The organism is Psychrobacter immobilis (assembly GCF_904846065.1).
Classification (GTDB): Bacteria; Pseudomonadota; Gammaproteobacteria; order Pseudomonadales; family Moraxellaceae; genus Psychrobacter; species Psychrobacter immobilis_H.
The window spans coordinates 768,948-789,357 of record NZ_CAJGZV010000001.1 but is presented as its reverse complement, the minus strand read 5'-3'; the positions used below and the strand labels follow the sequence as shown (position 1 = coordinate 789,357).

The window sequence follows — 20,410 nt, the reverse complement described above, 5'->3', positions numbered from 1 at the left end:
AATAATACTCTTATTTAAGTAACTTATCTATAAAGTAAACGGATATAACAGCAATGTTACACAAAAAAATAAATGCCGTTGTTGCGACTAATCTTGACTGCCTGCTAAAGATACTTTATCAATAATTTTCAATCACTTGCATCAGCTCGTACCTGAGCATATCTGCGCTTGGCATGCGCTCAGCGTGAAAGCGCACAATAGCAATACCGGCACTAGCAAGGGCTTTGTCTTTTTTGTCATCCGCCTTTTGACGCGCTTTACTCGTGTGTGTCCAATCATCAAGCTCGATAGCAACCAGCGTGGTCTGCGCATCAATATCCACAATCACATAATCGACGCTTTGACGACAGATACGATTGAACCAAAAGCTACGCTCGGACGCCTCACTGCTATTGCCTTCGATAATGCGTGACAGTTGAACTTGAACGAAAATATGATACTCCGGCAACGCACTTTTTAGCTTATTAAAGAAAATGACTTCCGTATCCGTCATAATCGGCATCGGCGCAAACGGCCAAATAGCCAACTCATCACCGCGTACTGGCTTTGGATCAGGCTCAACAACTGGAGGGCTTTTCAACAGCTTTGGTACGGTAATCAGCCCTAAAAACCCAACGGCCAATATTAAAAATATAACACCAAATGACATGGTTTTACCTTATACATGATTAAGGCAGCCAAATATGTATGACGACTTCCATAAAGTGACATACATACTCAACTGCGACAGGGCAGCCCTTATAGGCTGACCCGTTATACAGAAAAAATCAGGGGCAATCGGCGCACATCGTAGCTAAGCTTACGCCAATCAGCAAACACTAAAACAAAAAACACGACAATAAATGTCGTGTTTGAATAAAACTCAGATAAAACAATAAAATCTAACAAAGACTCTGCTGTTTATTTAGCAATAACAGTCATCCGATTATCGTGATTTTAATGCTATTTTAGCGCCAGTATAAAACCCAAGCACTGGTCGTATTGACCTTGGGATCGCTATTAATTTTATCTTTTAACGCTAACGCTGCCACTTTGCCTCGCTCAGGACCGACGATGACGCGAACCCCGCGGCTGGTAGGGCTGGTCTTAACTTGGTAGCCTGCAGATTTAAATTTCTTTGCCAGCTCATCTGCTTTGGCTTGATCGTTTGCCAATGCTACTTGCACCCCAAAGCTGCCTTTGGCGTCGGTTTCTTTGACTTCTTTACGGGCTTCACTGAGTTTCTGCTGTGCTTCACGCTTAGCATCCGCTGATTTTTTGGCTAAAGCCTCTTCTTTCTGACGCTTGTCTTCACGTGCCTGCTCAGCCGCTGCCGCTTCACGTGCTAATCGCTCCACTTGCTTACGTGATGGAATGGTGATGTTTTGACCCAGTTGCAGCGATGTCGACGGTGACAGATCGTTCGCTTGTGCCAATACTTCTACTGGCATATTGTACTGCCGTGCCAGTTTAATCAGCCCATCTCCTCTTTTGACTTGATAATCAGAAGGCGATTTTGGTGGCTCATTTTTAGCCGCTGCTGCTGCCGCTTGTTTTTTCTCAGCCGCAGCTTGCGCTTGTTTCTTAGCATCCGCTTGTCTTTTTGCTTCCGCTTCTTTTTTACTGTCTGCTAGTTTCTTTGCGGCAGCCTGCTCTTTAATCGCCGCTTGCCTTTGAGCTTCTTGTTGCGCTTGGGCAGCTTTTTGCTGGTTGCCAGTGTTTGTCTCACTTTCAGCTGACGCAGCAGCGCTAGTCTTTTTTATTGGCATTGTAGTGGCATCTTTTTCCGCATCGGATTTGGATTTATCACTCTCTTCAGCAGCTGCTGCACTACTGGCCATGTACTGCTGACTTTCTGCACGGGCTTTTGCCAATGCTTCCGCCTCAGCGGCTTCTTGTTCAGTTAAGAACTGCTGGGCACGTTTTTCTTGTTCAGCAACACGAGCAGCGCGCTCTTTTTGTTTTTCTGCCAAGATACGTTTTTCAGTCTCGATATCCGTCGTCAGCGGCTGAGGAGACTCTTGCTCAGGGCTTGGCTTATCTACTATTGCTGACGCTGGTTGTGGTTCATTACTATCACCAATCTGTTGCACCATGGCGTATAGCATTACGCTACCGCCGATAATCATCCCAATGCCCAATAAGGCTTGTCTCGAAAAGTTCATCCGTTTACGTCTCTTAGTTGGTAATAAGGTTGATTGAGCGGCGCAACTGCCGTCTCAAAACTGTGTTTAGATAGTTTTAATAGCCTTGAGAGGTGTCATTGCCACCAGTTGCGTCCATCCGTTTTTAAATGTTATGCCAAGCGTTTAATGCCATTATAGAGCAACTTGCCAAATCACTTTGATTATAAAGCATATTTTTCATACTGTCTGCCATCATGCTACTGCTAAGATTAACATTAAATAAGCACCATTTTAATGTTAATTATCAACCGCCAGTGCGGCCAGTGCCTCGCCGATCGTATGAAAGGAGCCACATACTACGATAAGGTCTTGCGGCTGACTGGCATTGATAGCTGCATCGGTCGCTTCTGATAAACGTTTAAATTCGTGTATTTGAGCATTGTCGACATAGCTTGATAGGATACCTTGCAAGTGCTCAGTGCTCGCAGCACGTGGATAATCAATCTCAGCGACAAACCAATCGCTAATCGGTAAGCCCGCTATCGTCAAATGCTGCACGACTTTATTGATATCTTTATCACCCAACATAGAAAACAGCATTTTAATGCTGGCAGGTTTTCCTGTAGTTTGATTTTTTCGGCTACTATTTGGATTACTGCTGTGATTGAGAGCCTCAGAGCTATTTTGATTGGCTAAATGCTGTTGCCAAAGCGGTAATAGTTGCGCCAATAAAAACTCAACGCCTTGCTCGTTATGCGCGACATCAAACAGCCAATGGCGATTGTGGGTCTCACGATAATCAAAGCGACCAGCGAGCCTAACCGTTTGCAGCGCCTGCTCGATAGCAGTGCTATCGACATTTAACGAACTTGCGAGCACTGCTGATAACGCAGTGGCAGTATTGGTCAATGATAGAGCTGGGCGCGGTAATTGCATGGTGACAGCAGCATTGCTATATTGCCAAGCGCTTGCATCCACTTCACGATAATCAAAGTCTTGCCCAACTTGATAACAAGTTGCTTGATGCTTATCAATCGCTTGCTGCACACTGACTGGCATCGCGGTAGCACCATAAACCACGCTAATACCATCACGTAAGATACCTGCTTTCTCACGGCCAATATCTTCGACATTGTCACCCAGCCAATCGACATGATCGATAGCGATATTGGTAATCACTGCCATATCAGGATCAATGATATTGACCACATCTAAGCGCCCACCCAGCCCTACTTCTAACACCCAAACATCGCAGTCCGCTTCGGCAAATATTAATAATGCGGCAAGTGTGGTCATCTCAAAAAATGACAAGGTCAGCTCACACGCTAATCGCGCTGCTTCTACCTTGCTAAAGGCATCAATTAATGTCTCGTCACTGACCATCTCGCCATTAATACGCACGCGCTCATTAAATACACTTAGATGCGGTGATTGATACAGAGCCGTTTTATAACCTGCTGCTTGGCACATCTGCGCGATGACAGCCGTCGTTGAGCCTTTACCATTGGTGCCTGCCACCGTGAATACATAAGCATCATCTTTGGCTGACTGTACCACGCCTAACGCCTCGGCAACTGGCAGAACTCGCGACAACCCCATATCTATTGCCGATACATGAATCTGCTGCATATAATCGAGCCATTCGGTCAAGCTAGAATGCTTGTTGGGAGTGTTAGGGTTAAAAAGTAGAGAGTCGGACATGGACACAGCCTATATTGAAATATTTGAATAAAAAATGGTCAATGAGAAAGCATTCATTAAGAAAGTAGAGACAGTATATAACTACCTGCCCAAAAAGCAAAAATAGCATTTACCGCTGTTGACGATAAATGCTATTGATTGATCTTACTTAGTCAGCAAAATTTAGCATGCTACTAAGCATAAGTCATGCGGAATATTAAACTCAGTTATCCATTAGTCAAGCCGATGAGCAAGTTAGGCATCAACATTAGGCATGCGGCTTAACTTTGCCAGCAGACGATAAATGGTATCAATCATTTGATGACGATGCACCACTTCATCGACCACACCGTGCTCTAACAAGAACTCGGCACGCTGGAACGGCTCTTCTAGCGTCTCACGAACCGTTTGCTCAATCACGCGCTTGCCTGCAAAGCCGATCATGGCTTTTGGTTCTGCTAAATGAATATCACCTAACATAGCGAGCGACGCAGTCACACCGCCATAAACAGGATTGGTCAAGATCACGATATACGGCACGCCAGCAATTCTTAAGCGCTCAATCGCTGCGGCAGTACGAGCCATTTGCATCAAAGACAGCAAGCCTTCTTGCATACGTGCACCGCCAGAGGCAGCAAAGCAAACTAAAGGCACTTTGTCTGCCAGTGCTTTCTCAGCTGCTTGGACAAAACGATCGCCAACCACTGACCCCATAGAACCGCCCATAAAGCGGAAATCAAAGGCACAAGTCACCACATCAAGATTGCGCAATTTACCGTACATCACAATCAGCGCCTCAGACTCGCCGGTTTTGTCCTGTGCTTCCGTCATGCGCTGCGGATACGGCTTACTATCCACAAAGCTCAATGGATCTTTGGCAGTGAACTGCTGTCCTAGCTCACCTTCTACTTGATCGAGCAACCAGTTTAAGCGCTCGCGGGCACTCATCGGCAAATGATGATCGCAATGCGGGCAAACATAGCAATTAAAAATCAGCGCCGTGTTGGTAATCATCGAATGACAATTATTGCACTTGGTTGACGGTTCCGTCTCTACTGCTGTCAAAGCTGCCGTCAGTTGCTGCTTAATACCCGGTATCGGGCGATTAAACCACGATTGCCCAGCAGTATTACCGTTCGGCTCAGCGTTGCTTTTTTCAGTATGGTTCAGAGTCATCATATCAGGTTTTGTTATCGTATCATTCATATTATTCGCCATTATCAAAGGCTTATCGACAAGCTGGCTCATGCGCTTGTCCCTAAGAATCGATTTATAAGGATCAGTTTAATCGTCACATATTCTCATAACTTTCGCAGTTATAAAGCGCAGTTATAAGGCACGCTTACGTGAAACTGTAACAATTTATATGTGATGTTAGTTTACACACGTAAACTAACTTTAGCAAAGTCATTTAACCCTGTCTTTATAAACATTGTTATTCATATTGCCATGACGATTTAAGTGACGATAATTTAACTTTATTTAACTCAGGCTCTCAAACTATCAAGTGCACCACGTAGCTCATCCATTTTTGCCATGATTTTTTGCTGAGCGGCGGCAACCGCAGTGCTATCATTGGCATCTATATCAGCAAAATTCTGCACCAAGGCACTACCGACAATAATACCATCCGCATGCGCTCCAATCGCTTTAGCAGACGTTGCATCACGAATACCAAAACCCACACATACTGGCAAATCAGTCGCTGCTTTAATCGCTTGCACTTGAGTCGCAACATCATCAGTATCAAGCGTTGCCGAACCCGTCACGCCTTTTAATGACACATAATAAATATAACCACCGCAATGGGTCAATACTTGCTCACGGCGCTCAGGTAAAGTGGTTGGTGACAATAAGAAAATTTCATTCATCGCATGGTCAGTCAAATGCTGGGTAAAACTGCCCGCCTCGCTTGGTGGTAAATCAACCATCAAAATACCATCGACACCTGACTGCTCACATAGCGCGACAAAGTTATCATAGCCGATGATTTCAACAGGATTGAGGTAACCCATGAGGATAATCGGCGTCTGCGTGTCTTGCTGACGGAACTCTGCCACCATTTTTAGCGCATCACGTGTACTCGTACCTGCGGCTAATGCACGCTCACCTGCTAAAGCGACGACTGGGCCATCTGCCATCGGGTCGGAGAACGGCAAGCCTACTTCAATCATATCAGCACCGTGCTTAACCAAGTCATGTAGCAAGCCAACGAAGTTACTTGGATTAGGATCACCTGCCATGACATAAGGAATCAAGGCTTTTTTGTTTTGTACTTTTAAGGTTTCAAAGGTGCTTTCAATTCGGGTCATATTGGTCTCTTATAATTTTAAAATTAATTTATTGTCATTGAATCGTATAAGGCACATATTCCCTCTACTAATGACCTTGCCAGTCGATATCTAGCTGTTCGGTACGGTTATAGAGTATATGAGTTAATAATAAAGCTACTTGCATTCTATGAATCTGATAATGATTGTCTGAATTATCGTTTAAAACATAACTTCCAAGCGTTGACTTTAATAGTACAAATTCTGATAACCCATTTCCATCAAGTGAGTCAGGAATAATATTTTCCTCGAATCTTTCACTGCCATTAGGCTTGTAGAGTATTGAAATACCACTATCATCTTTTTCAATGTTATAAACAATTTCATCTATATTATCAAAACATATCACTCTCTCTTTACAACGACTATTTGAGAGGATTCTTAGTTCATCAGAAGTAATAGACAGGATAGGTTCTAAATGCCAATCAATATTTTTTGCCATATGTTTACTAGGTAGGTTTTGGCCTTTTTCTTTACAAAATGCTAAGTAATGAGAAAATATGTACCATAACATGAACATACTACATATAACAAAAATGGATTTAACCTTTAATAGATCATTACTACCTAAAAACCTTTCTGCTAGATATAAAAGAAAGCCGATCACTACCGAGAGCAAAGCTAGTTGCATACTATCAACAAACTTTTCACTTTGAAAAAACTTTAGTTCTTTTTTAGGCAGTAGCGAATTAATGTTCAAGGGCAGGCTAAGTGTTAGCTTATCTGGAAAACTATTTAGCTCAAATAAATTATGACTCACCGTACCCTCAATATTAGATAACTCTCAAGTTAATAATAGATCTAAAGTAGATTCGAATGATAGGAACTCTAAAATTGTAGTAATTTAAAGCTCAATCCCTTCCGCCTTCATCACTGAATGCAAATCTTTATCGCCACGACCTGACATATTTACAATGATGGTTTGATCAGGGGTCATAGTTTTAGCTAGCTTTAGGGCATAAGCAACGGCATGAGCAGATTCAAGCGCAGGGATGATACCTTCTTTACGCGTCACTTCATGGAAACCTTCTAGTGATTCTTTATCGGTACAGCCGACATACTCAACACGTTTCATGTCTTTTAAGAAGCTGTGCTCAGGACCAACGCCAGGATAATCAAGACCTGCTGAAATAGAATGCGTTTCTTGAATTTGACCTTCATCATCGGCCATCAAATAGGTACGGTTACCATGCAGTACACCGATACGACCAGCAGCTAGTGGCGCTGAATGACGACCCGTTTCAATACCATCTCCTGTCGCTTCAACGCCATACATTTTAACTTCCGTGTCGTTTAAAAAGTCAAAGAATAGACCGATGGCGTTCGAACCACCACCCACACAAGCCACGAGCGCATCTGGTAATTTACCCGTCATTTGTAAATGCTGAACACGCGCTTCTTTACCAATAATCGCTTGGAAATCGCGTACCAATAACGGATAAGGATGCGGACCGGCAACTGTACCGATAATATAATAAGTCGTGTCTACGTTAGTCACCCAGTCACGCATCGCTTCGTTCATCGCGTCTTTCAGCGTACGTGAGCCAGACGTCACTGGCACAACTGTCGTACCAAGTAAGCGCATACGATAAACGTTCATCTTTTGGCGCTCGACATCGTCAGCACCCATATAAACGATACACTCTAAGCCCAAACGCGCAGCTATCGTCGCCGTCGCAACGCCATGTTGCCCTGCTCCAGTCTCTGCGATGATGCGTTTTTTACCACTCATTTTGGCCAGTAGTGCTTGCCCAATGGTGTTATTCACTTTATGCGCGCCAGTATGGTTTAAATCTTCGCGTTTAAAGTAAATTTGCGCGCCGCCAATCTCATCACTCAAACGCTTGGCGTGATACAAAGGCGTTGGGCGACCGACATAATTGACTAAATCATTATGATACTCTTCCCAAAACGCTGGATCGGCTTTAACTTTGGTATACAGCGCTTCTAGATCCTCAAGGGCTGCCATCAAGGTTTCGGAGACAAAGCGTCCACCGTGGACACCAAAATGTCCACGGGAATCTGGATACTGGTTAAAATCTTGCACACTTTCTGGATTGGTAAAAGTATTGATAGCTTGTGCGGTGGTAGATAACTCTTTATTAGCGACATGACTCATGGTAATTCCTACTGTAATAAGTGGTATTTTTAGGATTGGTGTTTTTTTAAAGTAACTATAGGGGAAATTTTTTACGTCATTAGCTTTGGCAGTTTAAAACTGTAAATTTTGAAATTATGAAGTTTGAAACTATAAAGCTAGCCATTTACATCCGAAGGTTCGCTAAGCGTCGCGTTTTGCCATCGGTCGCGTTTGACCGCTTTCATAAAGGCACGCATTTTAGCAGGGTCTTTTTTACCTTTATCAATCTCAATACCACCGCTGACATCGACCGCATAGATAGGCAAATCTAAAGTGGCAGCGACATTATCGGCATCCAGTCCGCCCGCTAAAATAATAGGTAGCGAGCTGTCTTTCGGTAGCAGACTCCAATCAAAACGTGCCCCTGTGCCGCCATATTTATGGGGATGGTAAGCATCCAATAAGATGCTGTTCGCGCCAGCGGCGGCAAACTCATTAATCTCGGCGCTCACGCTAGCAGCGGTGTGTTGGTCAGCATTGATACGCAGCGCTTTTATCCAGCGTTTATTGACCGCACTGGCCAGCTGCGCACATTGCTCCGGTGTTTCATCACCATGGAATTGAATAATATCAAAAGAGACCTGATTCGCTAATTCTATCAGCTCTGCGCGCGGCATATTCACCACTAAAGCCACTATACTTATAAAAGCTGGCAAAGAAGCACTTAACGATTGCGCTTGTTCAATTGTTACCGCACGCGGGCTTGGTGGATAAAACACCAAGCCAACCGCATCAACACCCAACTGGGCGGCAATTTTAATATCATTAGGCTGGGTAAAACCGCAAAACTTAACGTGCATGATGCAACCTTAAATATTACCTTAACAATAGACAAGGATTGATTATAAATTATAATTAGCTGTTAATCATAGTAAATGGTGATAATTTGTTACTTAAGCGGCAAATCAATTGCAACCAAAAACTTATCCTAGCATACTTTTATTCATAGTTTTGTTTATGATTGCGATTGATTAATATAGGGATACTTGAATGTCTAAAACGGCGGCGGAAACGTCTCATAACACCGATAGCACAGATAGCACCGAAACAAGCAACGTCAACAATAGCGACGATGCCATTAGCGTAAACCCAGCGCATTATTTAATGTGGTTTCGCCGTGACCTGCGAGTACATGATAACACCGCTCTAGCTGCACTTTGTGAGCGCGCAAATGCAGAAAACGCTCAGGTCAGTGCTATCTTTTTTATGACTCCTGAGCAGTGGCACACGCATGATATGTCATTGGTTCAACTTGACCATATCGCTCGCACCTTGCCTATCTTAGCCAAATCCCTGCAAATGCAATTAAATATCCACTTAACAGTACAAGTCAGCTCAAGCTTTTCTGACTGTATTGAGGCGATGCTAGATATCTGTAGCGCGAACCAGATCAGTACTGTTATGGGCAATCACGAGTACGAAGGCAATGAGATTAAGCGTGATGAGCAATTAACCAAACAGCTTGCAAACAACGATATAGAATTTATCCGCTGGCATGACCAATGTATCTTGCCACCGCAAAGTATCACCACCAATGACGAAAGCATGTATCAAGTGTTTACCCCGTTTTATAAAAAATGGCGACAAACCTTGGATATCAGTACCATACAAATGCATGAGGCATCCGCCATAAATGGCAACACTAAAGCCAAACTAGAAGTCTCGAAAGCCAGTGCTACTATCGAAGATATAGAAAGAGTAAGTAAAGAAGTAGTCGAAAATTATCAAAAGGCACTGCAAAATGCTGGTTTATTAGAGCCCATGGATATAGACGTACAGCTTGAGCACGCTCGGGCAGCCTACCCTGCTGGCGAAGCGGCGGCTTGCCAGCGTTTAGAGGACTTCATCGCTGAGGATATTGATAACTACGATGTGAGCCGTGATGTACCCAGTTTAAATGCCACCAGTCAGCTATCTGCCTACCTGACTATTGGCGCAATCAGCCCCAGACTTTGCTACTTACAAGCTACCCTACAATTAAGCAAAGCACTGGGAGAATTACATGGGAATGACGGAGACACCTTAGATAGCGGGGATAGCTTTGACAACACTGATAATAATGACATTAACCGCTGGATAAGTGAGCTGGCTTGGCGTGACTTTTATCGTCATGTTTTAGACTATAAGCCCGAGCTGATTCGCCATCAAGCGTATAAACATGAGACTGATGTCAAAATTAACTGGTCATATAATCAAGATGATTTTGCGGCATGGTGCATAGGTAAAACTGGCGTGCCGTTAGTCGATGCGGCAATGCGCTGCCTGAATACAACGGGCTTTATGCACAATCGCTTGCGGATGGTCACGGCAATGTTTTTAACCAAGGATTTATTGATTGATTGGCGCTTAGGTGAGCGTTATTTTATGCAGCAGCTGATAGACGGCGACTTTGCCTCCAATAATGGGGGTTGGCAATGGAGCGCGTCGACTGGCACCGACTCTGCACCTTACTTTCGCATTATGAACCCTTTTAGCCAAGCCAAAACCCACGATACCGATGGCGAATTTATCAAGACGTGGCTGCCTGAGCTAAAAGCCATTCCTACCACCATCTTGCATAGCGAGGATAAAATGCGTCAAGCACTAGCAAAGGGCGGTAAATTTTCTGACATTGATTACCCATTACCGATGGTCGAACATAAAGCGGCTCGCCAATTAGCGATTGCTGAATTTAAAAAATAGCGACGCATTACATCAACACTAAAACCTCAATTTACTAAGAGTTTCAGCTATGGCATCTTACTCACGTTATCTACCCTTACTAGTATCAGCTAGAGTTTACAAGATACGAGTTTGGATAATGTATAAGGCATAGGCTAGTAGAGTGAAGCTTATGATTAACAGCACCCATGTCGCAAAAGAAAGCGATTCTTTCGCTTTAGGGCGCTTATTAAGCTGACGCTCAGAGTCAGAAGACGGTTTATTATTAAGAGTTGTCATATACGCCACCTTTTATATAGGGTTATATTACCAACGAAATTCATAAGTTGATTATGAATAATAGATAAGCTCTACTATACAATATAAATGGCGTTACTTTAAGTGTTTCCAATTAATAAGCTAACGTATGACTATCTAGTCTATGGCTCTAATAAAATTATGTATGCGTTATTTTACTGGCATCTGGCACGCGCCTGCGCCTTGAGTCGTTACCGTCACTACTGCACCAGTTAACGAAAATAACTGTTGCAGTTGGGTTTGCGCATTTTCTAGTGCCATATTCATGACATCACCACGACAAGCGCGTTCGAGTACTTCTTTTTTTGCCATACTTTGCGCTTGTTGCAATATTTTTGGATCGACTTGCATCATGCCAAAAGCACCAGTCTGCCAATCATAAATCTCGATATCGTCCAGATAAACCGAAAATATCTCTGATGGTGGGATGGTAATATTGATTTGCGGCATCACTGAGACTGGCGTATTGGCACCCGCTTCTTGTACCTCATCGACGTTAATTTCAGGCTGCACCACTTGTACCATTTCAGGGGTAAGTGCACTTAAATCAATCCCCGCCTCCACTCGTCCGCGCGCGATAAACAAACCCTTTTGTTCGTCTTGCCACAGCTTCATCCAACTGCCAGGGCGTTGACTGGTAATGACGGTATCGACACTAAATGCCACTGTTTCCAAACGATTCAATTTTTGAATTTGTGTGACCACGCCTTCACGAGTAATGGTTTCTATCGGCTCTTCCTTGGTTATATTCTGCACACTATAAATAGCAAAGACGATAGCTGCTAAACCGATGAGCAATATCATCCACGACATCATCGCAATAGGTTTTTTCGCTTGTGAGTTAGTCGCATCATTATTAACAGGAGATCGATTGTCAGGATTATTCATATAAACACCCTCAGAGTTTTATCATTTATTTTTATTAAACGTATAACAAATAACTGTCTAAATGATAAATGCTACTTTTGAGCAGCAACTTCAAGTAATAACTACCAATACGCTACATAATGACTAGCGCTACCATTTACTATAAATACCCTAAAAACTGGTAAATAATCGAGTTATAGTGACCTCATTTGCTCGTTTAAGTCACGTTTAAGTCACGTTCTGTCTGAAAAAACAAAAAGTCATTGCGTCTTAGGCTAACTTTACCTAACATAGTCAGATTGTATAAGCAAAATGTTGGCGTACATCTATTTTTCTGGTCTTTATGCGTAAAGTATGACGCTGCCAACATCAACATTTTAATACAAAATGAAAAGTTCCAGCCTTTTTGTAAGGCGTTTTATGAACGCACTTTCTATTCATGTACTGTTTGTCGCAGTACTTTTTAGCTAGGCATGTCCTAGACTATTACCAAGTGATACAAAGGTAAGCTTGCGTCGGCCATCAAAGCACACGCTCAATATCCTACTATTTCTTATTTATTTTATCGTTGATAAGGTTACGCTTTATTTATGAAAGCCAGTCAATTTTTATTTGCCACTCTAAAAGAAACCCCAAGTGATGCCGATATCGCCTCAAGCCAATTGATGGTGCGTGCCGGTCTTATTCGTAAAATTGCTTCTGGGTTATATATTTGGTTGCCCATGGGGCTACGCATCTTGCAAAAAGTCGAACGCATTGTTCGTGAAGAGATGCAAGAAGTTGGTGCACAAGAAGTGCTGATGCCAATGACCCAACCCGCCGAGCTTTGGCAAACGACCGGACGCTTTAACGATTACGGTCCTGAGCTGTTGCGCTTCAAAGACCGTCATGATCGCGACTTTGTATTGGGTCCGACACATGAAGAAGTCATCACCAATCTGGCGCAAGGCGAGCTGCGTAGTTATAAACAATTACCAATCACCTTTTTCCAAATTCAGAACAAATTCCGTGATGAGATTCGTCCACGTTTTGGTGTGATGCGCGCACGCGAATTTACCATGAAAGATGCTTATTCGTTCCACGTTGATCAAGCATCGTTGGCAAAAACTTACCATGACATGTATGACGCTTATACGCGTATCTTTACCCGTTTGGGCTTAGATTTCCGTGCAGTACAAGCGGATACTGGTTCTATTGGTGGTTTTGCTTCACACGAATTTCATGTATTGGCAGACAGCGGCGAAGATGATATTGCCTTCTCTGATTCTTCTGATTATGCGGCCAACGTTGAGCTTGCCGAATCAGTGAGCACCGCTGAGCGTCAGCCACCGAAAATGGAACGCGAAGACGTCCTGACGGAAAATATGACCAGCTGTAAAATGGTTGCTGAACATTTAGGCTTACCATTAGAAACGACGGTCAAAACGTTAATCGTCCATGGTCATACCGAAAATGATGAGCCACAGCTTATTGCTATCGTATTACGCGGTGATCATCAGCTAAATACGATCAAAGCCGAGAAAATCGAAGAGGCCAATGTGCCGCTGACAATGGCTTCTGATGAAGAACTGAAAGCTGCTGGTCTGCACAAAGGCTATATTGGCGTTAATTTGGATATGCCTGTCTTTGTTGATCGTTCGGCAGCAACTTTGTCAGACTTTGTATGCGGTGCCAATGAAGTCAATAAACACACCACTGGTATGAACTGGGCGCGTGATGCGAGCATTACACGTGTCGTTGATGTACGCAATGTGCAGGAAGGCGACCCTTCTCCTGATGGTAAAGGCAGCTTAAAAATCAAACGTGGTATCGAGGTCGGTCATATCTTCCAGTTGGGTGATAAGTACTCGCAAGCGTTAAATGCTACCGTATCTGGTGAAGATGGTAAGCCTGTGACCCTAATGATGGGTTGCTACGGTATTGGTGTGAGCCGTATCATTGCCGCTGCTATCGAACAGAACAACGACGAAAACGGTATCATGTGGCCACAGACGCCAACGGTTAATGATTCAATCGCTCCTTTTGAAGTCGCTATCATACCGATGAAGTCAAAAGAAGAGACCGTCATGCAGACAGCGACGGCACTGTACGAAGAGCTAAAGGCTCAAGGCATCAATGTGCTTCTTGATGATCGTAACGAGCGTCCAGGTGTTAAGTTTGCTGATCTGGAATTGATTGGTATTCCACATCGCATCGTGGTTTCTGACCGCAACTTGGCTGAAGGCCAGTACGAATACGTCAATCGCCGTGAAGCAGAAAAGCAAATGCTCAGCCGTGAAGAAGTCATTGCAAAAGTAAGCGGCAAATAGTTTTACTCGTTAAAACTGTGCCATAAAAAGCGCCTATCTCATGAAATGAGATAGGCGCTTTTTTATTGCTAACATAAACTACTTGATATTATACTTCTTACTCAGAGCCTTACTGCGTTTCTGTGTCTCATTAGCGGTGCAAACATTAGCGCTAATCTGGGCGTACACCACAGAATTATTCATTAGACCGTCATATTCAAAGTCACACTTATCGCTGCGATCCTTTAACCATATACGCTGTTCTTTATCCAACTGCTGCTGCTGCGCCTTATTCAAAGTACGATAAACGCTCATATAGATTTTATTAAGGCGATTTTTTTCGACTACAATCGCATCGTTACCACAATCATAAGCCACTTCCATATAAGCGTCTTCACAGTTATATTGATTTTCCACAAATGCAGCCTGTGCCAACTGCAAGGCAGAAAGAGACAAAATAGCAGTCCCTAGAGCGGTTAAAAATCCGGTTTTTAACTTCATAACTGCATCTCAATATTCATAAAATAAGGTTTATTGAGTATAAGAAAGAACGCTCATCTATGAAAGCTAAAAATCTTCATTATTAAACATGGTAGTGAACATTCATTTACTGGCGAATCAAACGACTTGGTTTAGGTAGCAAGGTTATATCACTCACACGGCAAGGGTTGATATCGATACCGCCTCGGCGTGTATACCAAGCGCGAACCATCAGCTCACTTGGCTCATAGTATTGACTCAAATCAGCAAATATTTGCTCCACACATTGCTCATGAAAACCATTATGCTGACGAAAACTTAAGATATAACGCAGCATTCCGGCCTCATCGACTGTTTTATTACTGGTCATCAAAACCGCCAACGTCCCCCAATCTGGCTGATTGGTCACCGGACAATTACTGCGTAGTAAATTAGAATAGAAAATATAAGGCTCAGTGCCAGTATTCTCTAAAATAGAGCTACTGTTTAAATCTTTATCACTACTTAGCAATGACGCGTCAGGATGCTCGCACAATGCGACTTTTTCGCTACTATTAGCAAGCGCGTCATCAATACAAACACCCTCAGGTTGAGCCACCAATAATCCTGATGCCTTATTATGCAGGTCGTCATTTAAGCCAAACAACTCAACTTGTACTTCTGCTTGAACGCATGCTGATAAATCTTTGGTAATTAGCGTTTGCACGGCATCCCAACTAGCAAACTCAGTAAAGTTGATACTGTTTAGATAGAGCTTAAGTGACTTTGACTCAACGATAAATGGCGAGCTGGCTGGAATACCAAAACGTGCTATCGCAACCTGCGAGATACCCTGTTGATTTAACCAAGACATCTCAAATGCCTGCCACCAATCGATGCCAACCATTAAATTATCGTCTTGCCAGCCAATGACATCGCGACCCATACTACGGGCGATAGGATACAAGGTCTCTGGACTATACTCGGTTGGATAGTCAGTGGTTTGCTCACCCAAGATACCGTGAATACTCATAAGTTACTTACCTTTCATGCTTAAATATAATGAAATAAAAACCAGTCATTTTACAGCAATGGGCTATTTTATGGGAATCATTTGCCAGTCCGATGAACTAGCATTTTTGACCAAGCTAAAACGTACTCGATAGCCGACATCATCTGTTTCATTGATAAGATAATAAAAATCGATTAAAACACTATTCTTACCTTGCCATTCAATATCAACATCTTCAAAATCATGTTTTTGTTCTCGATTTTGGTAAAATGCCAAATGCGCTTTTAATTCGCTGGGGTCACTCTCGTAAACAATCTGATAGTCGCCCTCCTTCTGCTTTTGCCAAATCGTAATATTTTCTTCATCTATATAACGCTCTACTGTAATAATACGTTCTTTGTTGGGTGACACACTTAAATCGATACCATCAAATTCTTGACTAAATCCAGTTTTGAGATTAATAAGTACAGTACTTTCTATTTCGGGAAAACTTCTCAACAAGTACAGCAGTTGTCTCTTTTCGTCATAATCATATAGTGAAAAATAAGAGTGAGATTGGCCGTCAGGAGCAAACATCTCATCACGAAAAACCAACGGTAAGCTTCGATTGGGTACTTTGATATATATCGTATCTTTTTCTCTCGAAACACGGTTGCCCAATCCCCACTTTTCGCTAAGCTTGTTATCATGTTTCTCTAAGCTTATCTCAAGGCATTTCCTATAAGAGACCAAACTGTCGTATTCACACTCATTATCAAAGTAATCTGATTTTCTGGCTGGGTCTAGTACTTTCCAAACATAGTCATCCGTCGTCGCTTGGGGCAGGTCTGCTTGTGCTGGCATTGACAGCATTAGCAGTATTGCACTCGTCATACAGATGCGAATTTCAGTGGCTACTGATAGAGTTATTTGCATATGAGAGCTAGACCTTTTTATTATTTTTTAATCGTTGGTATTAGCATCAGGTAAAACTCTCTGCCATTTACCTTCTTTATTGTCAGCCGCATAAATATAGCGCACGCGAAACGCTACCGTGTCAGTGGGATTAACTCTGTAATAAAAATTAACGTTAACTTTATTATTGCTTGTCCAACTGATATCTCTCGCTTCATATACCTCATGCTTTTTATCATCATAATCTTGTTCATATAATTCATTACTAGCAAATATCGTTGCATAGCATCCGTCATTATCAGCTTTTTGACGCTCCCATATCGTGATATCCTTGGTCATACCTTGCCTACCATTAAACCCTACCACTTGAGTCATATCGTCAGAAAACTTAAGATTGGTCGCATATAGCTCTTGCCAGCGCCCCGTGTTTAAATCGACAATGACAGTCGCTTGAGTCTCATACATCGTATGTAGTAACTGTAATAAATTATGCGATTTATCGTAGTACTGCAATTCATAGTGAGCGCTATGTTCCTCTTCAAACGGTTTAAGATAATCCTTAAATACTAATGGCTGCTTTTGATTCGGTATGCTGATATAAATAGTGTCTTTTTCTCGAACGACTCTGTCACTTAAGCCCCACTTTCGGCTTTGCGAATTATCAACTTGCCCTAACGATTTAAAGATACAGTTTTCATAATCTTTAAACGTTCGATATTCAGTATGATCGTATCGACAGCTGTCTTCATACCAGTCTATCGCTACAGGCGCAGGGACTTTTATCCATACCTCTTCATTTGTCGATGGCTCTAAAGCTAAAGGCGCTGCCTGTGCATCTAAGGATGCTATTGTGGTCAATATAAATAGTCCTGCGACAGTCAACACCGTCTTTATACAATGAGAGATAGCGATCATTTACCTACTACCTTCATACAGTTGCCACTTATCCGTTGAGGCATTTTTAATAAAGGTATATCGTACTCTAAAAGCCGCTGAATCCGCTTCATTCAACTTATAAAAAGAATCTGCATAAAACTTATCATCATTTACCCAAGTAAAGATTTCGCTATCATAAACCTGCTGTGCTTTATCTGCTTGATAAAACTTTTTATGATTGTCGTAGTTTTTTGAATCGTCACTACTGCTATAGACTTGTTTATAGTAGCCTTCATAGTAACCGCTATCTTGTCGCTCCAAAATATTGACGTGTTCCGTCGCTCCCATTTCACTTTCAAAACCGACTATATATCTCATATCAGGAGAGATACTTAGCTTTCTGAGACTAAAATCTTGCCAAAACCCAGTAATCAAATTAACTACCGTCAAGCTCTCTCCTTCATAAAATCTTTGATGTATTGTCAGTAATTTCCGTGATTTATTGTAGTCTTGTAGCGAATAATAAGGATTGAAATCCTCCTCATAAGGGCTCGAGTAGTCAACAAATACTAGTGGATTTTTCCGATTAGCGACTTTGATATAAATGGCATTTCTCTCTCTAAAGACTTTATCGCTGATATTCCATTGCTTACTAAGCGCATTATCTGCATCTTCCCTCAAGTTATACAGACAGTTTTGTAGCGCATCATAAGTTTCATATTTGTAGTCATTATGGCAATCATACTTATACGTTGCAGGATCTACAGGCGTCTCCATGACGACCCAATCATAATCATCCATTGCCGCAAGTGGCGCTGCGATGGCAATGCTCGTGATTGTACTCAATAAAGTGGCTGTAAAAGCCTTACTCATACTTCTGACAAAAAAAATTTTCATAAAAAAAGCCCAACAATGTTGGACTCTTATAATAAGGTGACAAGCTACATTTTACAAACTAATCTACAAGCGCACACGTGAGCCATTACTGAGTAAACGATAAGCGATGGTATAGAATACCGCACAGAAGACAAAAATAGCCGCCATTGAATACCAGACATTCACATCAGAATAACCAAGAATACCGTAACGGAATGAGTTCACCATATAAACGATAGGATTTAATAGTGAGATATTTTGCCAAAATGGTGACAAGTTTTCCATCGAGTAAAACACACCACCTAGATAAGTCAATGGCGTAAGCACAAAACTTGGAATGATAGAAATATCATCAAATGAGCGAGCAAACACGGCGTTGATAAAGCCACCAAGTGAAAATAAGATAGACGTACCCAGTACCGTAAATACCGTCACAAATAAATGTTCAATGCCAAGGTCGGTAAAAAATAGTGCGACTATCGAAACGATGATACCAATGGCCAGTCCACGAAAGATACCCCCACTAATATAGCCCATCAAAATCGCATGTTTGGATACGGGAGAGACCAATAGCTCCTCGATACTGGAGGTGAACTTAGCACTAAAGAAGCTTGATACCACATTGGAGTAACTGTTGGTAATAATCGACATCATAATGAGGCCAGGCACGATAAACTGCATGTATGGTACGCCGCCCATTTCACCGACACGCGAGCCAATCATCTTACCGAAGATGACAAAATAGAGACTCATCGTAATCACTGGTGGCAGCAAGGTCTGTGGCCAAATACGCAGAATTCGGCGAACCTCTTTTAACAAAATGGTGCGAAAAGCAATCCACTTTTTATTCCATGACATAGTTTTATTAGGATCTATCATTTCTTGACTCACAATCCTGCCTCCTTCATGCTGTCTGCACTTTGGATATTTTTGTCTACTAAGCGCATAAATAGCTCTTCTAGTCGATTGGCTTTATTACGCATACTGGCTACCGTGATACCTTGCTCAGATAACTGGTCAAAAACACCATTCAACGATTCGCCTTCAGTCAGTGTGACTTCAAGCGTCTGATCATCAGGCTGCGATGTGTCTGTCACTCCTGCCAAAACCAATTGACGCGTAAGCGGTGTCTCCAAATCAAACACAAAGGTCTCAACCGATAGCTGCGCTAGCAAGTCCTTCATCTCAGTATTAATACGAATCTCACCATGATCCAAAATCGCAATGCGTTTGCACAGCTGCTCCGCTTCTTCAAGATAATGAGTCGTCAGAATAATCGTGGTGTTTTCTTCGATATTAATCTGCTGCATAAACTCCCACATAGAGCGGCGTAACTCGATATCTACCCCAGCGGTTGGCTCATCCAAAATCAATAATTTTGGCTTATGAATCAGCGCCCTTGCAATCATCAACCGGCGCTTCATACCACCTGATAGCTCACGTGACTTGCTATTGCGCTTGTCCCATAGACCTAGCGCCATTAATAATCGTTTTGCCCGTGGGCGTGCTTCTTTGGCAGGAATGCCAAAGTAACCGGCCTGTGTAATCAAAATATCTTCGACTTTTTCGAACATATTAAAATTAAACTCTTGTGGGACGATACCAAGATACTGTTTAGCGACAGACGGATTCTCTAGTAAGTCGGTGCCAAAGATCTTTACGCTGCCAGTGGTTGGTTTAAAAAGCGAGCTAATAATACCAATCATGGTTGATTTACCAGCACCATTTGGCCCCAGCAACGCAAAAAAACCTCCTTGCGGGACGGTTAAACTGACATCTTTGAGTGCCGAAAACCCATTGCTATAGGTTTTGGATAAATTCTGGATAGCAAGTGCTGGTACCTCAGACATGAAAACCTCTTTATTGGTTATAAATTTATGTAAAAATGTTTTTAGAATATAAACAGACAGAAGATACTGTGTAGT

19 protein-coding genes are annotated in these 20,410 nt (G+C 42.4%); 2 read left to right on the top strand and 17 right to left on the bottom strand.

From position 1 onward, the window contains the following. Window positions 1-118: 118 nt before the first annotated feature. The 8 genes from JMW64_RS03330 to JMW64_RS03295 form a co-directional block, all read right to left on the bottom strand. The gene (locus JMW64_RS03330) at window positions 119-649 is read right to left on the bottom strand and encodes a DUF2726 domain-containing protein (RefSeq protein ID WP_201553272.1); all 531 of its coding nucleotides are present in this window, start codon (window positions 647-649) and stop codon (window positions 119-121) included. 298 nt (window positions 650-947) lie between these two features. Beyond that, a complete protein-coding gene (locus JMW64_RS03325) occupies window positions 948-2,144 on the bottom strand; it encodes an SPOR and LysM peptidoglycan-binding domain-containing protein (protein ID WP_201553269.1) in 1,197 nt (398 codons plus the stop codon). Window positions 2,145-2,402: 258 nt separating this feature from the next. Then, complete coding sequence (folC, locus tag JMW64_RS03320; protein WP_201553267.1) at window positions 2,403-3,806, bottom strand: bifunctional tetrahydrofolate synthase/dihydrofolate synthase; 1,404 nt, start codon at window positions 3,804-3,806, stop codon at window positions 2,403-2,405. 234 nt (window positions 3,807-4,040) lie between these two features. Continuing rightward, window positions 4,041-5,003, bottom strand: coding sequence for an acetyl-CoA carboxylase, carboxyltransferase subunit beta (accD, locus tag JMW64_RS03315; protein WP_201555016.1), 963 nt, complete (start codon window positions 5,001-5,003; stop codon window positions 4,041-4,043). Window positions 5,004-5,272: 269 nt separating this feature from the next. Beyond that, a complete protein-coding gene (trpA, locus tag JMW64_RS03310; RefSeq protein ID WP_201553263.1) occupies window positions 5,273-6,097 on the bottom strand; it encodes a tryptophan synthase subunit alpha in 825 nt (274 codons plus the stop codon). 67 nt (window positions 6,098-6,164) lie between these two features. Further along, complete coding sequence (locus tag JMW64_RS03305; protein ID WP_201553260.1) at window positions 6,165-6,875, bottom strand: hypothetical protein; 711 nt, start codon at window positions 6,873-6,875, stop codon at window positions 6,165-6,167. An 84-nt stretch (window positions 6,876-6,959) separates the two neighbouring features. Next, window positions 6,960-8,234 carry a tryptophan synthase subunit beta gene (gene trpB / locus JMW64_RS03300; protein WP_227676003.1) on the bottom strand — a complete coding sequence of 425 codons (1,275 nt, stop codon included), beginning with the start codon at window positions 8,232-8,234 and terminating at the stop codon, window positions 6,960-6,962. Window positions 8,235-8,371: 137 nt separating this feature from the next. After that, complete coding sequence (locus tag JMW64_RS03295; RefSeq protein WP_201553257.1) at window positions 8,372-9,055, bottom strand: phosphoribosylanthranilate isomerase; 684 nt, start codon at window positions 9,053-9,055, stop codon at window positions 8,372-8,374. A gap of 190 nt (window positions 9,056-9,245) precedes the next feature. Here JMW64_RS03295 and JMW64_RS03290 point away from each other — a divergent pair, with 190 nt between their 5' ends. After that, window positions 9,246-10,937, top strand: a complete 1,692-nt coding sequence (locus JMW64_RS03290; protein WP_201553254.1) for a cryptochrome/photolyase family protein — start codon at window positions 9,246-9,248, stop codon at window positions 10,935-10,937. A 96-nt stretch (window positions 10,938-11,033) separates the two neighbouring features. Here the strand turns inward: JMW64_RS03290 and JMW64_RS03285 are convergent, their stop codons facing one another. Both JMW64_RS03285 and JMW64_RS03280 read right to left on the bottom strand, forming a co-directional pair. Beyond that, the gene (locus JMW64_RS03285; RefSeq protein ID WP_201553238.1) at window positions 11,034-11,195 is read right to left on the bottom strand and encodes a hypothetical protein; all 162 of its coding nucleotides are present in this window, start codon (window positions 11,193-11,195) and stop codon (window positions 11,034-11,036) included. 168 nt (window positions 11,196-11,363) lie between these two features. Next, the gene (locus tag JMW64_RS03280) at window positions 11,364-12,101 is read right to left on the bottom strand and encodes a DUF4230 domain-containing protein (RefSeq protein WP_109591506.1); all 738 of its coding nucleotides are present in this window, start codon (window positions 12,099-12,101) and stop codon (window positions 11,364-11,366) included. Window positions 12,102-12,670: 569 nt separating this feature from the next. Here JMW64_RS03280 and JMW64_RS03275 point away from each other — a divergent pair. Further along, window positions 12,671-14,389: a proline--tRNA ligase gene (locus tag JMW64_RS03275; RefSeq protein WP_201553235.1), complete on the top strand. Its 1,719-nt coding sequence runs from the start codon at window positions 12,671-12,673 to the stop codon at window positions 14,387-14,389. A gap of 78 nt (window positions 14,390-14,467) precedes the next feature. On the opposite strand, the gene JMW64_RS03270 is transcribed toward JMW64_RS03275, so the two are convergent. The 7 genes from JMW64_RS03270 to JMW64_RS03240 all read right to left on the bottom strand — a co-directional run bounded on the left by JMW64_RS03270 (window position 14,468) and on the right by JMW64_RS03240 (window position 20,335). Next, entirely contained in the window at window positions 14,468-14,869 is a 402-nt protein-coding gene (locus tag JMW64_RS03270; RefSeq protein WP_201553232.1) for a lysozyme inhibitor LprI family protein, read from the bottom strand. Window positions 14,870-14,975: 106 nt separating this feature from the next. Next, window positions 14,976-15,860, bottom strand: a complete 885-nt coding sequence (gene queF / locus JMW64_RS03265; RefSeq protein WP_201553221.1) for an NADPH-dependent 7-cyano-7-deazaguanine reductase QueF — start codon at window positions 15,858-15,860, stop codon at window positions 14,976-14,978. A gap of 63 nt (window positions 15,861-15,923) precedes the next feature. After that, complete coding sequence (locus JMW64_RS03260; protein ID WP_201553208.1) at window positions 15,924-16,754, bottom strand: hypothetical protein; 831 nt, start codon at window positions 16,752-16,754, stop codon at window positions 15,924-15,926. A 27-nt stretch (window positions 16,755-16,781) separates the two neighbouring features. Then, window positions 16,782-17,648, bottom strand: coding sequence for a hypothetical protein (locus JMW64_RS03255; RefSeq protein WP_201553205.1), 867 nt, complete (start codon window positions 17,646-17,648; stop codon window positions 16,782-16,784). Beyond that, on the bottom strand, window positions 17,649-18,506 hold the full coding sequence (locus JMW64_RS03250; RefSeq protein WP_201553202.1) for a hypothetical protein: 858 nt from the start codon (window positions 18,504-18,506) through the stop codon (window positions 17,649-17,651). Between the two features lie 63 nt (window positions 18,507-18,569). After that, window positions 18,570-19,343: an ABC transporter permease gene (locus JMW64_RS03245; RefSeq protein WP_045446727.1), complete on the bottom strand. Its 774-nt coding sequence runs from the start codon at window positions 19,341-19,343 to the stop codon at window positions 18,570-18,572. 29 nt (window positions 19,344-19,372) lie between these two features. Then, complete coding sequence (locus JMW64_RS03240) at window positions 19,373-20,335, bottom strand: ABC transporter ATP-binding protein (protein WP_201540399.1); 963 nt, start codon at window positions 20,333-20,335, stop codon at window positions 19,373-19,375. Between the last annotated feature and the right edge of the window lie 75 nt (window positions 20,336-20,410).

Coding starts and splice junctions, on each gene's coding strand:
- JMW64_RS03330 (WP_201553272.1), bottom strand. CDS start 649: ATGTCATTTGGTGTTATATTTTTAATATTGGCCGTTGGGTTTTTAGGG.
- JMW64_RS03325 (WP_201553269.1), bottom strand. CDS start 2,144: ATGAACTTTTCGAGACAAGCCTTATTGGGCATTGGGATGATTATCGGC.
- folC (WP_201553267.1), bottom strand. CDS start 3,806: ATGTCCGACTCTCTACTTTTTAACCCTAACACTCCCAACAAGCATTCT.
- accD (WP_201555016.1), bottom strand. CDS start 5,003: ATGGCGAATAATATGAATGATACGATAACAAAACCTGATATGATGACT.
- trpA (WP_201553263.1), bottom strand. CDS start 6,097: ATGACCCGAATTGAAAGCACCTTTGAAACCTTAAAAGTACAAAACAAA.
- trpB (WP_227676003.1), bottom strand. CDS start 8,234: ATGAGTCATGTCGCTAATAAAGAGTTATCTACCACCGCACAAGCTATC.
- JMW64_RS03295 (WP_201553257.1), bottom strand. CDS start 9,055: ATGCACGTTAAGTTTTGCGGTTTTACCCAGCCTAATGATATTAAAATT.
- JMW64_RS03290 (WP_201553254.1), top strand. CDS start 9,246: ATGTCTAAAACGGCGGCGGAAACGTCTCATAACACCGATAGCACAGAT.
- JMW64_RS03285 (WP_201553238.1), bottom strand. CDS start 11,195: ATGACAACTCTTAATAATAAACCGTCTTCTGACTCTGAGCGTCAGCTT.
- JMW64_RS03280 (WP_109591506.1), bottom strand. CDS start 12,101: ATGAATAATCCTGACAATCGATCTCCTGTTAATAATGATGCGACTAAC.
- JMW64_RS03275 (WP_201553235.1), top strand. CDS start 12,671: ATGAAAGCCAGTCAATTTTTATTTGCCACTCTAAAAGAAACCCCAAGT.
- JMW64_RS03270 (WP_201553232.1), bottom strand. CDS start 14,869: ATGAAGTTAAAAACCGGATTTTTAACCGCTCTAGGGACTGCTATTTTG.
- queF (WP_201553221.1), bottom strand. CDS start 15,860: ATGAGTATTCACGGTATCTTGGGTGAGCAAACCACTGACTATCCAACC.
- JMW64_RS03260 (WP_201553208.1), bottom strand. CDS start 16,754: ATGCAAATAACTCTATCAGTAGCCACTGAAATTCGCATCTGTATGACG.
- JMW64_RS03255 (WP_201553205.1), bottom strand. CDS start 17,648: ATGATCGCTATCTCTCATTGTATAAAGACGGTGTTGACTGTCGCAGGA.
- JMW64_RS03250 (WP_201553202.1), bottom strand. CDS start 18,506: ATGAAAATTTTTTTTGTCAGAAGTATGAGTAAGGCTTTTACAGCCACT.
- JMW64_RS03245 (WP_045446727.1), bottom strand. CDS start 19,343: ATGTCATGGAATAAAAAGTGGATTGCTTTTCGCACCATTTTGTTAAAA.
- JMW64_RS03240 (WP_201540399.1), bottom strand. CDS start 20,335: ATGTCTGAGGTACCAGCACTTGCTATCCAGAATTTATCCAAAACCTAT.